The sequence below is a fragment of the Methylophilus sp. genome (assembly GCF_052437885.1).
Lineage (GTDB): Bacteria > Pseudomonadota > Gammaproteobacteria > Burkholderiales > Methylophilaceae > Methylophilus.
Map to the genome: position 1 here is coordinate 226,947 of NZ_JBQVPB010000002.1, position 15,246 is coordinate 242,192.

Here is a 15,246-nt window from a genome sequence, read left to right on the forward strand (position 1 = left end):
GTTTATTTAAAATAGTTTGAGAATATGACAACCGAACACGTACAGCAAGCAGAGCGCACACCTGCAGATTATATTGGCCACCATTTGAGCTTTAATGCGCAGGGTGTTAACGGTAATACGGCATCCGAGGGTTTTTGGGTACTGCATTACGATACGTTATTGACTTCCGTGGTGCTGGGTTTGCTGGTGATGGGTTTGATTTGGTGGGTTGCACGTGGCGCAACTGCTGGTGTACCGACCAAGCGTCAAGCCTTTGTGGAGTTAGTGTTCGGTTTTATTGATGATCAAGTCAAAAATATTTTCCACGGTGATCGTCATAGTTTTATCGCCCCAACAGCCTTGACTGTTTTTATGTGGGTGCTGGCAATGAACTCGATGGACTTTTTACCAGTTGACTGGGTAGCAGCTATCGTTAGCTTTTTTGGTGGTGAGCATGCTAAATGGCGTATCGTCCCAACCTCAGATATCAACACCACATTCGCATTGGCACTGGCAGTCTGGTTCCTGATGATATTCTTCTCCATCAAGGCCAAAGGCCTGGGCGGCTGGATCCACGAGTTGTTCTGTGCACCTTTCGGTTCAGCCAAATTCTTCAAACCAAAAACGGCCCTTGGCTTTATTGGTCTCGTTTTAAGCCCTTTGCTGTTCGTCGCAAACTTCGCTTTCAACCTCATCGAATACGTTTCAAAACCGCTTTCCCACTCACTGCGTCTGTTCGGCAACATGTATGCCGGTGAAGTGATCTTCCTGTTGCTGGGTCTGTGGGCAGCCACTGGTATCACCGGGACGATTGCAGGTGCAGTATTGGGTGCTGGCTGGTCTATCTTCCACATCCTGATTGTGGCCTTGCAAGCCTTTATTTTCATGATGCTGACTGTGGTGTACCTGGCCATGGCGCATGAATCGCACTAGTTTTAATTTTTTTAGTTTGTAGTTGTTTTTATTTCTTTACATAAGAGAGGGTAATACATAATGGAAGCTTTAGCATTGATTCAGGCCTACACAGGCATTGGCATCGGTTTGATCATCGGTTTGGGTGCTGCAGGTGCCTGTATCGGTATTGGTATTATGTGTGCAAGTTTCCTGGAAGGTGCTGCACGTCAACCAGAAATGATCCCAGCTTTGCAAGGTAAAGTATTCCTGCTGTTGGGTTTGATCGACGCGTCCTTCATTATCGGTGTTGGTTTGGCCATGATGTTTGCATTCGCAAACCCATTGTTGAGCGTTGTTGCACAGTAATTAACGCCAGGTAGGGTTTAAGTAGTGACTTAAACCTTTCAACAACCCAGTAAGATGGATCAAAAATGAATATTAATTTCACACTCATCGCGCAAGCTATCGCATTTGCAGTGTTGATTTGGTTCACAGTGAAATTCGTTTGGCCGCCGCTGTTAAAAGCGATAGAAGCGCGCCAAAAGGAGATCGCAGATGGTTTGGCGGCTGCTCAAGAAGGTAGAAGTGCCTTGGAAGTAGCGGCTAAGAAATCTGACGCGACACTGAATGAAGCAAAACAAAAAGCAAGTGAGATCATTGGGCAAGCTGAAAAACGCGCTGCACAAATCATCGATGAAGCCAAGGGTAATGCCAAGGCTGAAGGTGATCGCATCATTGCTGGTGCCAAAGCCGAAATCGATCAGGAAGTGAACCGCGCTAAAGAAGGCCTGCGCGCTCAAGTTTCTACACTGGCTGTGGCCGGCGCAGAAAAAATCCTGCGTAAAGAGATCGACGCCAAAGCACATAGCGAGATGTTGTCTAAACTTGCTGCGGAACTATAAGGATAAAACATGGCTGAACTCTCAACCATTGCAAGGCCTTATGCCGTTGCCGCCTACAAGTTAGGCAAAGAAAACAAGGCATTGGCAAAATGGTCCGAAATGCTGGCATTTGCTGCGGCAGTTGCTACCGATGCGCACATGAAAGCCCTGATTGATAGCCCGACACTGAATGCTGCCGATATTGAAGCAGCCTTCCTTAAAGTGAGCGGCGACAATCTGGATGCTCATGGGCAGAATTTAATCAAGATCTTGGTTGAATACGGCCGTTTATCCTTATTGCCTGCCATTGCTGAAGCTTTTGAGGCTTTGAAAGCGCAAGATGAAGGCACGCTGGACGCTCAAATTATCGCTGCTGCAAAACTGACAGCTGCGCAGTCTAAAGATTTGGTCAAACGTCTGGAAGCCAAGTTCGGCAAGAAAATTGAAGCAAGCGTTTCGGTAGATCCGGAAATCATCGGCGGCATCAAAATTATTGTTGGCGACACCGTCATCGACGCGTCTGTCCAAGGTCAGTTACAAAATTTAGCCTATACGCTAACAGCATAAGGCATAGGAGATTTAAATGCAGTTATCAACATCAGAGATTAGCGAGCTCATCAAGAGCCGTTTGGAAAACTTCTCTACTACCGCTGAAGCGCGTACCCAAGGTACTGTGATTTCTGTGACAGACGGCATTGTGCGTATTCACGGTTTGTCCAATGTCATGGCTGGCGAGATGATTGAGTTTCCAGGCAATACATTCGGTCTGGCACTGAACCTGGAGCGTGACTCCGTGGGTGCAGTGGTGCTGGGTGATTACGAGCACATCACCGAAGGCGACGTATGTAAATGTACCGGTCGTATTCTGGAAGTGCCAGTCGGCCCGGAACTGATAGGCCGTGTAGTGAACTCACTGGGTCAGCCTATCGATGGCAAAGGCCCGGTTAAAACCAAACTGACTGACAAGATCGAAAAGATTGCACCAGGCGTGATTGCGCGTAAATCAGTTTCACAACCAGTACAAACTGGCCTGAAGTCTATCGACTCCATGGTGCCGGTTGGTCGTGGCCAGCGTGAATTGATCATTGGTGACCGTCAGACTGGTAAAACAGCAGTGGCTGTTGATGCGATCATCAACCAGAAGGGTCAGAACATGACCTGTATCTACGTTGCGATCGGCCAGAAAGCTTCTACCATTGCTAACGTGGTACGTAAACTGGAAGAGCACGGCGCGATGGCTTACACCATCATCGTGGCTGCTTCTGCTTCTGACTCTGCTGCATTGCAATTCCTGGCTCCTTATGCCGGTTGTACCATGGGCGAATACTTCCGTGACCGCGGTGAAGATGCACTGATCGTTTACGATGACTTGTCCAAACAAGCGGTTGCTTACCGTCAGATCTCCCTGTTGCTGCGCCGCCCACCAGGCCGCGAAGCTTACCCGGGTGACGTGTTCTACATCCACTCACGCTTGCTGGAGCGCGCTGCGCGAGTCAACGAAGAGTACGTAGAGAAATTCACTGAAGGCAAAGTCAAAGGCAAAACAGGTTCATTGACTGCATTGCCAGTGATTGAAACGCAAGCCGGTGACGTATCTGCATTCGTGCCGACCAACGTGATCTCGATTACCGATGGCCAGATCTTCCTGGAAACTGACTTGTTCAACGCCGGTGTGCGTCCAGCGATCAACGCCGGTATCTCAGTATCCCGCGTGGGTGGTGCTGCACAAACCAAGATCATTAAAAAACTGGGTGGCGGTGTGCGTCTGGCACTGGCTCAGTATCGTGAACTGGCTGCGTTTGCGCAGTTTGCGTCTGACCTGGATGAAGCGACCCGTAAACAGCTGGACCGCGGTCGTATGTTTACCGAGTTGATGAAACAGGCACAATACTCACCACTGAGCGTTGCCGCGATGGGCGTCAGCCTGTTTGCAGCAAACAAAGGTTACTTTGACGATGTACCGACCAACAAGGTACTGGCATTTGAAAACGCATTGCATGGTTTCTTGAACTCCAAGTACAAGAACATCATAGACGCGATCGATTCCAGTAAAGATCTGAGTGGCGACAACGAGAAAGCATTGGAAGCTGCGATTCAAGATTTCAAAGCAACCAACGCTTATTAATCTCTGACACTTCGACTTAGGAACCTAACATGGCAGGTAGTAAAGAGATTAGAACCAAGATCAAGAGTGTAGAAAATACACGCAAGATCACCAAGGCGATGGAGATGGTAGCCGCTTCTAAAATGCGTAAAGCGCAGGACAGAATGCGTGCTTCGCGCCCATATGCGGATAAGATCCGTAATGTGGCTGCTCACCTCTCCTTTGCACAATCCGAGTACAGGCATCCGTTTCTGATCAAGCGTGATGTGGTGAAAAATATCGGCCTGATCGTGGTCAGCTCTGACAAAGGCTTGTGCGGTGGTTTGAATACCAACGTATTGCGTTTGTCGCTGAACCAGATGAAAGCCTGGGAAGCTGAAGGCAAAGGCATCAGCGTCAGCGCGATCGGTAACAAAGGCTATGGCTTTATGAACCGTATCGGCGCACAGGTGAAATCACATATCACAGGCCTGGGCGATACACCGCATCTGGAAAAACTGATCGGTAGCATCAAAGTGATGCTGGATGCTTATATTGCCGGTGAAATCGATCAGCTTTATATCTGCTATACCAAATTCATCAATACCATGAAGCAAGAGCCGACCATGCAGCAACTGCTGCCATTGTCCGGCGAGCAACTGGGCAGCCCGAACGGCCATTGGGATTACATCTATGAGCCTGAAGCTAAACCAGTGGTGGATGAGTTGATGACACGTTATATCGAATCACTGATTTACAACGCAGTGGCCGAAAACATGGCATCAGAACAGTCTGCACGTATGGTGGCGATGAAGTCTGCATCCGATAACGCGAAGAGCGTGATCGGCGAACTGAAACTGGTGTACAACAAAGCCCGTCAGGCTGCGATCACCAAAGAGATTTCAGAAATCGTCGGCGGTGCGGCGGCAGTTTCGTCCTAAGACGCGCGCTTAAAGCGCAAGTGAAAGAATTCAATTAGATCTGACTCATACAGTTAGGAAAAGAAAATGGCAAAGGCAAATCAAGTAGTAACAGGTAAAGTAGTGCAGTGTATTGGCGCTGTGGTTGACGTGGAGTTTCCCCGCGACCAAATGCCTAAAGTATTCGATGCATTGATCATTGATGACAAAAACTCCAATGCAGAAACCGGTTTGACACTGGAAGTGCAACAACAGCTGGGTGACGGCGTGGTACGTACCATTGCCATGGGTTCATCAGACGGTCTGGCACGCGGTACCGCATTCAAGAATACTGGTTCAGCAATCTCAGTCCCAGTCGGTGAAGGCACTCTGGGCCGTATCATGGACGTATTGGGTCGCCCTATCGATGAAGTCGGCCCTATCGATTCTACAGAATTCCGTTCTATCCACCAGAAAGCCCCGGCTTTCGAAGAACTGTCTCCTTCCGTTGACCTGCTGGAAACCGGCATCAAGGTGATCGACCTGGTTTGCCCGTTCGCTAAAGGCGGTAAAGTAGGTCTGTTCGGCGGTGCTGGTGTAGGCAAGACCGTGAACATGCTGGAACTGATCAACAACATCGCCAAACAGCACTCCGGTTTATCCGTGTTTGCCGGTGTAGGTGAGCGTACCCGTGAAGGTAACGACTTCTACCACGAGATGGCAGATGCTGGCGTGATCAAGCTGGACAACATGAAAGAATCAAAAGTAGCCATGGTGTTCGGTCAGATGAACGAGCCTCCAGGCAACCGTCTGCGCGTAGCGTTGTCAGGTTTGACCATGGCTGAAAAATTCCGTGACGAAGGCCGTGATGTATTGTTCTTCGTGGATAACATCTACCGTTACACACTGGCCGGTACTGAAGTATCTGCCTTGCTGGGCCGTATGCCTTCAGCGGTAGGTTACCAACCTACCCTGGCTGATGAAATGGGCCGTTTGCAAGAGCGTATTACTTCTACCAAAGTGGGTTCTATTACTTCTATCCAAGCGGTTTACGTGCCTGCGGATGACTTGACCGACCCATCACCAGCGACGACTTTCCAGCATTTGGATTCTACAGTTGTGTTGTCACGTGACATTGCATCTCTGGGTATCTACCCTGCGGTTGATCCACTGGATTCAACCTCACGTCAGCTGGACCCACTGGTGGTTGGCGAAGAGCACTACAGCGTGGCACGTAGCGTTCAACAAACACTGCAACGTTATAAAGAACTGCGCGACATCATTGCGATTCTGGGTATGGACGAATTGTCTCCAGAAGACAAACTGTCTGTAGGCCGTGCACGTAAGATCCAGCGTTTCCTGTCACAACCTTTCCACGTGGCTGAAGTATTTACTGGTGCGCCAGGCAAATACGTACCATTGAAAGAAACCATCAAAGGCTTTAAAGCGATTGTTGCCGGCGAATACGATCACTTGCCTGAGCAAGCGTTCTACATGGTGGGTGGTATCGAAGAAGCAGTTGAGAAAGCTAAAACACTGAACTAATGTGTTTATGGATACAAGCAGGCGATGCTAATCCCTGCTTGTTTCTTTCAGTGAAATAGAAAAGAGAACATTATGGCAAATACTGTGCATATCGATGTAGTAAGCGCGGAAGAATCGATCTTCTCCGGCGAAGCTGAGTTTGTCGTGGCGCCAGCAGGTGCTGGTGAAGTAGGTATCTACCCTAACCATGCACCTATGATCACGACCATCAAGCCAGGTGCTTTGCGTATCAAGCAGGCTGCTGACAAAGACGAAACCCTGATTTATATTTCTGGCGGCATGCTGGAAGTTCAGCCAGGTGTGATCACTGTGTTGGCTGACACTGCGATCCGTGGTCAGGATCTGGACGAAGCCAAAGCCATTGCTGCAAAAGAAGCCGCAGAAGAAGCCTTGAAAAATCGTTCTTCTGAGATTGACTACGCGGCAGCGCAAGCTGAACTGGCCGAAGCGGTGGCTCAGATTCAGGCGATCCAGAAATTGCGCAAATCTGTACACTAGACATTGCGTACTAGAGGCAAATTACAAAACAAGGTGGCTTTCGAGCCGCCTTTTTTGTTTCTGAGATAAAATAGCAATATGACTGACTTGAACATTATTATCCTGGCAGCCGGCAAAGGCACGCGTATGCGCTCTGACCTGCCCAAGGTTCTGCATGCCGTTGGTGGTAAACCAATTTTGCATCATGTTATTGATGCAGCACGGCAACTTGATCCGCAGAAAGTGATTGTCGTCTACGGTTTTGGTGGTGAGCAGGTTAAGCAACAAACGCCAGGCGATGATTTGCATTGGGTATTACAGGCAGAGCAACTCGGTACTGGTCACGCAGTACAACAAGCCCTCCCCTTGCTGACAGATAATGGATCTACATTGATTCTATTGGGTGATGTGCCACTGGTTGATGTGCAAGCATGCAAAGAAATGCTTAAGCAGGCAGACCAGCATCTTGTGGTACAGACCTTTATCAAGGATGATCCAAGCGGCTATGGCCGTATTGTGCGCAATGCAGACCAGCAAGTGCTTGAGATCGTTGAACACAAAGATGCCAGTGAGGCGCAGCGTGCTATTCAGGAAGTGAATACCGGCATCATGGCGATGCCGAATGCGCAGCTTAAAAACTGGCTGTCACAAATCTCTAATCACAATGCACAAAAAGAATATTATTTAACCGATATCATTGCATTGTCAGTGAAAGAAGGCCGCGCGGTGTTGCCACTAGTGGTTGCAGATGCATGGTCAGTGACTGGCATTAATTCCAAACTGGATCTGCAAGAGATAGAGCGCGAATATCAATCTCGTCAGGCCATTAATTTGATGGCCCAGGGCGTGACTTTATTTGATGCAAGCCGCATTGATATTCGTGGAAAACTAAACTGTGGGCTAGATGTTGTCATTGATGTGAACTGTGTATTCGAAGGTTCGGTTACGTTGGAAGATGGCGTTGAAATCGGGCCTAACTGTGTAATCAAGAATGCAACCATTGCCAAAGGCACCAAGCTGGCGGCGTTCACGCATATTGACGATGCAACCATAGGTGAAGACAGTAAAGTTGGTCCATTTGCACGTTTACGTCCTGGCACGCAGCTGGCTGCGCATACGCACGTAGGCAATTTTGTCGAGATCAAGAATGCAACGGTGGGCCTGGGCAGCAAGGTCAACCACTTAAGCTATGTCGGTGATGCCAGCATAGGCGCCAATGTGAATATCGGGGCCGGTGTCATCACTTGCAATTATGATGGCGCGAACAAACATAAGACCACGATTGAAGATGATGTGTTTGTTGGTTCTGATACGCAACTGGTGGCGCCGGTCACCGTTGGAAGGGGCGCTACCATTGCGGCAGGCTCAACCATTACTAAAAATGTACCGGCTGACTCACTGACCCTGTGTCGGGCACGTGAGCAACGTTCAATTCAAGGATGGAAACGTCCGCAAAAGGTGAAAAAATAAGCGTATGTGTGGCATAGTCGGTGCGGTAGCAAACAGAAATATCGTTCCATTACTCATAGAGGGCCTGAGCCGCCTTGAGTACCGTGGTTATGACTCAGCCGGCATAGCCGTGCTCAACCAGCAGATCGAGCGCGTGCGTTCAGTCGGCCGCGTGGCTGAGCTGGAGAACAAGGCGCAAGGCTTGCAAAGCCATATCGGCATCGGTCATACCCGCTGGGCGACCCATGGCGGTGTCACCGAGCAGAATGCGCACCCGCATGTCTCGCCAGCGCAGGATAATGCACAGATCGCCGTGGTACATAACGGTATCATCGAGAACCACGACCAACAGCGTGACCGCCTGACGGCCCTGGGCTACCAGTTCTATTCACAGACCGACACCGAAGTGATCGCCCATCTGGTGCACTATTATTACCAGCAGAGCAAAGATCTGCTGCAAGCGGTTCAACAGTCTATCACTGAGCTGACCGGCGCTTATGCCATCAGCGCGGTGGCACTGGATAATCCCGGACAACTAGTAGTTGCCCGCCTCGGTTGCCCATTGCTGATAGGCCTGGGCGAGCAGGAGAATTTCGTCGCTTCCGATGTGTCTGCAGTGCTGTCTGCCACGCGCAAAGTGATCTACCTGGAAGATGGTGATGTCGCCACGCTCAGTACCGATGCCGTGGTCATTTATGACAGGCAAGGCGAAACAGTGCAACGTAAAGTGCATATGAGTGATGTTTCACTGGCCTCGCTGGAACTTGGCCCTTACAGCCACTTCATGCAAAAAGAGATACACGAACAACCGCGCGCCATAAGCGATACCATAGAAGCGCTGATAGATGATGGCGCTTTTAGAAGCGAGCTGTTCGGCACCGCTGCCGCAGATATCTTCCGCCACATCGATAGCGTGCTTATCCTGGCGGCAGGCACCAGCTATTATGCCGGCCTCACTGCCAAATACTGGCTGGAAAGCATCGCCCGTATCCCTACCTCGGTCGAAATTGCCAGTGAATACCGTTATCGGGATTCGGTACCTAATCCCAGACAGTTAGTGGTCACTATCTCGCAATCCGGCGAAACGCTGGATACCATGGAAGCGCTCAAGCATGCGCAGAAACTGGGCCATGGCTACAGCCTGGCGATCTGCAATGTGCAGGAAAGCGCCATCCCGCGTGCCTCTACACTGATTTTCTACACCCGTGCCGGCGCTGAGATCGGCGTTGCCAGCACCAAGGCGTTCACCACGCAATTGATCGCGCTGTTCGTACTCTCGGTGACGCTGGCAAAAGAACGCGGCTTATTAGCGCCAGCGCAGGAACAAGCTTACCTGACCGATCTGCGCCAGCTCACCAGCAGCGTACAGATCGCCCTCAATCTTGAACCGCAGATCCGCGAATGGGCAGCCCGCTTCGGCGATAAAGAACATGCCTTATTCCTGGGCCGTGGCGTGCACTTCCCTATTGCGATGGAAGGGGCCCTCAAGCTCAAGGAGATCTCCTATATCCATGCCGAAGCCTACCCGGCCGGTGAGCTGAAACATGGCCCGCTGGCACTGGTAGACAGCAATATGCCGGTAGTGGTGATCGCCCCTAACGACGCGCTGCTCGAAAAAGTGAAATCCAATATGCAGGAAGTGAAAGCGCGCGGAGGTGAATTGTTCGTGTTTGCCGACGCTGACAGCCACTTTAATGCGTCTGAAGGTGTGCATGTCATCCGCACACCAAGACATGTAGGCGTGCTATCCCCTATCCTGCACGTGATCCCGGTGCAATTGCTCGCCTATCATGCGGCCCTGCTCAAAGGCACGGATGTCGATAAACCGCGTAACCTGGCCAAGAGCGTCACTGTAGAATAAGCGCAAACCTGAAAATAAGCCCAAACTGGGAAAAGCCCCGGCAATTGGGGCTTTTTTGCAATTAAGAAGTAGATTGCTTTCACCTATACTAGTGGTTGAGCACTAGTCACCGGTCACTCGTAATCGGTGCTAATTAGGAAAAATGTAGTCATGACCACATCACATCAGAGTATTATCGGGCGCCAGCCTGTTGTTAATGACAAGCAGGAGATCATAGGCTACGAATTCTTTTTCAGAAAAGAATCCGCTGGCAGTGATACGCCGTTTGCAGAAGATATTCAGACCTGCGCCAGGATTCTTTCCACCACCATGGATGAAATGCATGAAAGCTGGCTGCTGGGTCAGCAACTGGCTTTCATCAATGTCGATCACGTCATGCTCAATAGTGAATTCCTGGAACTGATGCCAGCCGAGAAAACGGTGCTGGAGATCGTGCATCAGGTCGATGTGACGCCAGAGATCATTGCGCGTTGCCAGGCACTGAAAGCCGCAAAATTTAGGATCGCCCTGGATAACCCGCAACGCCATGCGCATCTGGAAGCCTTGCTGCCGCTGGCAGATTACATCAAGCTGGATATGCGCGATGTCGATATTGCAACCGCCAGCGCATGGCTGAAAAAGTACCAGAAACCAGGCTGCAGATTGATTGCAGAAAAGGTTGAGCAAAACGCCCAGTTCAAGAGTCTGCAAGAGGCAGGCTATCAGCAGTTTCAGGGTTATTTTTACGCCAGGCCAGAAAATCTGAATGCCAAAGTCATCAACCCCAGTTTTGAAGGGGTATTGAATTTATTGAACCTGGTCAGCCAGGAAGCAGACAATCGCGACATTGAGAACGGTTTCAAGCGCGATACCACCCTGAGCTACAAATTATTGCGTTACATCAACTCGGTAGGCTTTGGCTTGTCTTGCGAAGTGCAATCCATAGGGCATGCCTTGACCATACTCGGGCGTAACCAGCTCTACCGCTGGCTGACCTTGCTGATGGTCACCGCCGGCAATAACAGCACCTCGCCTGCCCTGATGAAAACGTCTATCACGCGTGGCCGCCTGACCGAGTTACTGGGTGAGCCTTTCTTTGACAAAAAAGACCGCGACAACCTGTTTGTGGTCGGCGTATTTTCGCTGCTGGATGTCATGCTGAAAGTGCCGATGGAAGATATCCTGGAAAAACTGCAATTGCCAGAACCTATCGTCGATGCACTGACACAGCGTTCGAGTATTTTTGGCCCTTTCCTCAAGCTGACCGAGGCTTGCGAGGACGCCAACAGTGATCAGATCCTGCATCTGGCTGAAATGTTGCAGCTCAACCCGGAGAAGGTCAACCAGTGCCATATGGAAGCCTTGGCCTGGACCGAGAAGCTGGGCGTTTAAATACACAGATACTTTTTATCCACTTGAAAAAATCAGGCGCATTCCCATATTGAAATCACAGATGCTTGCAGTTTGAGGTCTGTGAATCATGTTGATCGCTTAATTTTTAAAAGGATAAACGTATGCGTACTTATGACTTAACCCCACTCTACCGCACCGCCATTGGTTTTGATCGTCTGGCAAAAATGCTCAACGACGGCCAGCGCAGTGAGAACGAGATCAGCTACCCGCCTTATAACATCGAACTGGTCGATGAAAATGCCTACCAGATAGTCATGGCCATTGCCGGGTTCCAGTTAAACGAACTGGAGATCGAGACCGAACACCAGACCTTGCGCGTGACAGGCCGCAAAGCCAAAAAAGAGCAGGAAACCACTTTTCTGCACCGTGGCATCGCCAACCGCGATTTTGAACATAAATTCCAATTGGCCGACCACGTTAAAGTCACCGGCGCCAACCTGGAAAACGGTTTATTGAGTATCGCCCTGGTACGCGAGATCCCGGAAGCGCTTAAACCGCGCAAGATAGAGATAAACAGCCAGGCATCAGCCAGTGTCTCTACATTGCTGGCGCAAAAAGCTGCCTGATCGACCTGATATAGTCACCTGATATAGAAAGGGCCCGCTGGGGCCCTTTTTTCATGGCGGCCAGCCGAATAATCTGATTCGGGTGCGTTTAAGCAAGCGCAGTTGGGGGATGCGTATTAAAATACGTTTTTAGAATTTTTCAAGGCTTGTCCATCCTATGGCCCAATATGTCATGTCCATGCTCCGCGTGAGCAAAATCGTGCCGCCCAAGCGGCAGATCATTAAAAACATCTCACTGTCGTTCTTTCCTGGCGCCAAGATAGGCTTGCTCGGCCTGAACGGTTCAGGTAAATCGACCGTTTTGCGTATCATGGCCGGCGCGGATAAAGATTATGAAGGCGAAGTGCAATGGCAGCCGAATATCTCCATAGGCTATTTGCCACAGGAGCCTGAGCTGGATGCGGAAAAGACCGTGCGCCAGGAAGTCGAAGCCGGCCTGGGTGCGGTGATGGAAGCCAAGCAAAAGCTGGAAGAGATCTACGCCGCTTATGCGGAGCCGGATGCCGATTTTGACAAGCTGGCCGAAGAGCAGGCCAAATATGAGAATATCCTGACTGCCAGCGGCAGTGATGTAGAGCAGCAGCTGGAGATCGCCGCCGATGCGCTGCGCCTGCCACCGTGGGATGCCAAGATAGGCCCGCTGTCAGGTGGCGAGAAGCGCCGAGTCGCCTTGTGCAAACTGCTGTTATCCAGGCCGGATATGCTGTTGCTGGACGAACCGACCAACCACCTGGATGCCGAATCTGTCGATTGGCTGGAGCAGTTCCTGGTGCGTTTCCCCGGCACTGTGGTCGCCGTCACCCATGATAGATACTTCCTGGATAATGCCGCCGAGTGGATACTGGAGCTGGACCGTGGCGAAGGCATTCCCTGGAAAGGCAACTACTCTAACTGGCTGGAACAGAAGGAGGAGCGCCTGGCCCAGGAACATAAACAGGAAGATGCGCACCGCAAAGCCATGAAGCAAGAGCTGGAATGGGTACGCCAGGGCGCAAAAGCACGTCAGTCCAAGAGCAAGGCACGTCTGGCCCGCTATGAAGAAATGTCCGGCGTCGAATACCAGCGTCGTAACGAGACACAGGAGATCTTTATCCCGCCAGGCGAGCGTCTGGGTAACCAGGTCATTGAATTTAACAATGTCTCCAAAGGCTTTGGTGACCGCCTGCTGATCGATGATTTGTCCTTCAGCATCCCGCCGGGAGCGATCGTCGGCGTCATCGGCCCTAACGGTGCCGGTAAATCTACCTTGTTCCGCATGCTGCAAGGTAAAGAACAGCCAGATAGCGGTGAGATCATCACTGGCCCAACCGTGCAGCTGGCCGCAGTCGACCAAAGCCGTGAGGGGCTGGATAACGATAAAACGGTATTCGAAGCCATCTCAGGTGGCCTGGATATATTAACGGTGGGCAAATTTGAAATGCCTAGCCGTGCCTATATCGGCCGCTTTAACTTTAAAGGCGGTGACCAGCAGAAGATAGTGGGTCAACTGTCGGGTGGTGAGCGTGGCCGCCTGCATCTGGCTAAAACCCTGATCTCCGGCGCCAATGTCCTGCTGCTCGATGAACCTTCAAATGACCTCGATGTGGAAACCCTGCGCGCGCTGGAAGACGCCTTGCTGGAGTTCTCCGGCTGCGTACTGGTGACCTCGCATGACCGCTGGTTCCTGGATCGCATCGCGACACATATCCTGGCGGCAGAAGGTGAGTCGCAATGGACATTCTTCAACGGCAACTACCAGGAATACGAAGCCGACAAGAAGAAACGCCTGGGTGAAGAAGGCGCCAAACCCAAGCGTATCCGTTACAAACCGATCGCACGTTAAAACAAAAAGTCCCGTTCTGATGAATGGGACTTTTGCTTTCAGCCATTACTTATCGCTATCAATATGATTTTAATCATACAAATGACGATAAATGCGCCATTTTGGGGCGGGAAAGATTTACAAATAAAAAAACATTGTTCATGATGAATATTCGTTTTTGTAGGAATTTCTTTATTCATCAGAAAACAAGGAGCGAGCGATGGCAGGTTGGTTTGAACTCACAAAAAGTGCTGCAAATGGTCAGTTCGGTTTTGCGCTGAAAGCCGGTAACGGCGAGCAGATCCTGAGAAGCGAGCAGTATACGACCAAAGCAGCGGCACAAAATGGCATTGAATCGGTACAGAAGAACAGTGCTGTGGACGAGCGTTATCAAAAACTGGTGGCCAGGGATGGCAGCCCTTATTTCAATTTGCTGGCAGCTAATAGTCAGATCATAGGCACTAGCCAGATGTATTCCTCAGAGGCCGGGCGTGATAACGGCATCGCGTCAGTCAAGAATAATGGCAGCAGCGCAACCATTAAAGACCTGACCTGATCGCCCTGCTACGCTGAACCTAAAGCCTCGCCTTGTGCGGGGCTTTTTTCATCAGCGCGTCCCACAAGCCGGCCGGGATCAGGCGTAGCAAACGCGCCACGATAGCCATTTGCCAGGGGATGACCGTATAGCGCCTGCCGCTGGCGATCGCCTTGACGGCCCGCTCGGCGAACACCTCTGCATCCAGCAGAAATGGCATGGCATAGGTGTTGATATCCGTCATCGGCGTGCGTATATAGCCAGGCGAGATGGTAGTGACGCCTATCTGATGCAACTGCATTTCAACGCGCAGGCTTTCCAGGTAGGTGATCGCTGCCGCCTTGCTGGCACTGTAAGCGCCGGAACCGGGCAAGCCGCGTATGCCGGCCACACTGGCGATGCCTACCAGTTGCGCCGGCTCGCCCCGGCCTGCGGCTGCTTTCATGGCGGCAATAAAGGGCTGGAAGGTGTGTACCAGGCCCATGACATTGGTGTCGAACACCGCCTGAAAGGCCGGAATATCCTCCTGGTATTCGGTGAGCGTGCCACGGCTGACCCCGGCATTGGCGATGACGATATGCGGGGTGCCGACCTCGGCCAGCCAGGTTTGCGCAATCGCCTGCATGCGCTCAGCATCGCGCACGTCTGCTGTATAGCAATGCACCTGGCTGCCATAGGCAGCACCGATCTCATTTTGCAGGCTTTCCAGCGCAGCCTGCTTGCGCCCTATCAGGCCCAGGGTGCAGTGCGCGCCATACCGGCGGGCATAAGCCCTGGCCAATGCCTGACCTATGCCGCTGGAGGCGCCGGTGATGATGATGTGCAGATGCGGGGGAATAGCTTGTTGCATAAATGGTACAGGAGAAAATGGTTGGGTTAGAATG

15 protein-coding genes are annotated in these 15,246 nt (G+C 51.0%); 14 read left to right on the forward strand and 1 reads right to left on the reverse strand.

Features of this window, described 5'->3' with window-relative positions; translation table 11 throughout:
• Positions 1-24: 24 nt before the first annotated feature.
• The 14 genes from atpB to ACT6RZ_RS02975 all read left to right on the forward strand — a co-directional run bounded on the left by atpB (position 25) and on the right by ACT6RZ_RS02975 (position 14,383).
• Positions 25-912 carry a F0F1 ATP synthase subunit A gene (gene atpB / locus ACT6RZ_RS02910; RefSeq protein WP_444700690.1) on the forward strand — a complete coding sequence of 296 codons (888 nt, stop codon included), beginning with the start codon at positions 25-27 and terminating at the stop codon, positions 910-912.
• Positions 913-972: 60 nt separating this feature from the next.
• On the forward strand, positions 973-1,239 hold the full coding sequence (gene atpE, locus ACT6RZ_RS02915) for a F0F1 ATP synthase subunit C (protein WP_055830697.1): 267 nt from the start codon (positions 973-975) through the stop codon (positions 1,237-1,239).
• Positions 1,240-1,304: 65 nt separating this feature from the next.
• The gene (locus ACT6RZ_RS02920; protein ID WP_444700691.1) at positions 1,305-1,775 is read left to right on the forward strand and encodes a F0F1 ATP synthase subunit B; all 471 of its coding nucleotides are present in this window, start codon (positions 1,305-1,307) and stop codon (positions 1,773-1,775) included.
• A 9-nt stretch (positions 1,776-1,784) separates the two neighbouring features.
• On the forward strand, positions 1,785-2,321 hold the full coding sequence (locus ACT6RZ_RS02925; RefSeq protein WP_444700692.1) for a F0F1 ATP synthase subunit delta: 537 nt from the start codon (positions 1,785-1,787) through the stop codon (positions 2,319-2,321).
• Positions 2,322-2,337: 16 nt separating this feature from the next.
• Positions 2,338-3,879, forward strand: coding sequence for a F0F1 ATP synthase subunit alpha (gene atpA / locus ACT6RZ_RS02930; RefSeq protein ID WP_055830703.1), 1,542 nt, complete (start codon positions 2,338-2,340; stop codon positions 3,877-3,879).
• 29 nt (positions 3,880-3,908) lie between these two features.
• Positions 3,909-4,778, forward strand: a complete 870-nt coding sequence (gene atpG, locus ACT6RZ_RS02935) for a F0F1 ATP synthase subunit gamma (protein ID WP_442585137.1) — start codon at positions 3,909-3,911, stop codon at positions 4,776-4,778.
• Between the two features lie 66 nt (positions 4,779-4,844).
• A complete protein-coding gene (gene atpD, locus ACT6RZ_RS02940; protein ID WP_444700693.1) occupies positions 4,845-6,281 on the forward strand; it encodes a F0F1 ATP synthase subunit beta in 1,437 nt (478 codons plus the stop codon).
• Positions 6,282-6,353: 72 nt separating this feature from the next.
• On the forward strand, positions 6,354-6,779 hold the full coding sequence (locus tag ACT6RZ_RS02945; RefSeq protein ID WP_444700694.1) for a F0F1 ATP synthase subunit epsilon: 426 nt from the start codon (positions 6,354-6,356) through the stop codon (positions 6,777-6,779).
• Positions 6,780-6,857: 78 nt separating this feature from the next.
• Positions 6,858-8,228 carry a bifunctional UDP-N-acetylglucosamine diphosphorylase/glucosamine-1-phosphate N-acetyltransferase GlmU gene (gene glmU, locus ACT6RZ_RS02950; RefSeq protein WP_444700695.1) on the forward strand — a complete coding sequence of 457 codons (1,371 nt, stop codon included), beginning with the start codon at positions 6,858-6,860 and terminating at the stop codon, positions 8,226-8,228.
• 4 nt (positions 8,229-8,232) lie between these two features.
• Positions 8,233-10,068: a glutamine--fructose-6-phosphate transaminase (isomerizing) gene (gene glmS / locus ACT6RZ_RS02955; protein WP_444700696.1), complete on the forward strand. Its 1,836-nt coding sequence runs from the start codon at positions 8,233-8,235 to the stop codon at positions 10,066-10,068.
• A 150-nt stretch (positions 10,069-10,218) separates the two neighbouring features.
• Positions 10,219-11,439: an EAL and HDOD domain-containing protein gene (locus ACT6RZ_RS02960; protein WP_444700697.1), complete on the forward strand. Its 1,221-nt coding sequence runs from the start codon at positions 10,219-10,221 to the stop codon at positions 11,437-11,439.
• 122 nt (positions 11,440-11,561) lie between these two features.
• Entirely contained in the window at positions 11,562-12,026 is a 465-nt protein-coding gene (locus tag ACT6RZ_RS02965; RefSeq protein WP_444700698.1) for an Hsp20 family protein, read from the forward strand.
• Positions 12,027-12,183: 157 nt separating this feature from the next.
• Positions 12,184-13,848, forward strand: coding sequence for an energy-dependent translational throttle protein EttA (ettA, locus tag ACT6RZ_RS02970; protein WP_444700699.1), 1,665 nt, complete (start codon positions 12,184-12,186; stop codon positions 13,846-13,848).
• Positions 13,849-14,047: 199 nt separating this feature from the next.
• Complete coding sequence (locus tag ACT6RZ_RS02975) at positions 14,048-14,383, forward strand: YegP family protein (RefSeq protein ID WP_444700700.1); 336 nt, start codon at positions 14,048-14,050, stop codon at positions 14,381-14,383.
• Positions 14,384-14,402: 19 nt separating this feature from the next.
• On the opposite strand, the gene ACT6RZ_RS02980 is transcribed toward ACT6RZ_RS02975, so the two are convergent.
• Complete coding sequence (locus ACT6RZ_RS02980) at positions 14,403-15,212, reverse strand: SDR family oxidoreductase (protein ID WP_444700701.1); 810 nt, start codon at positions 15,210-15,212, stop codon at positions 14,403-14,405.
• Positions 15,213-15,246: the final 34 nt, after the last annotated feature.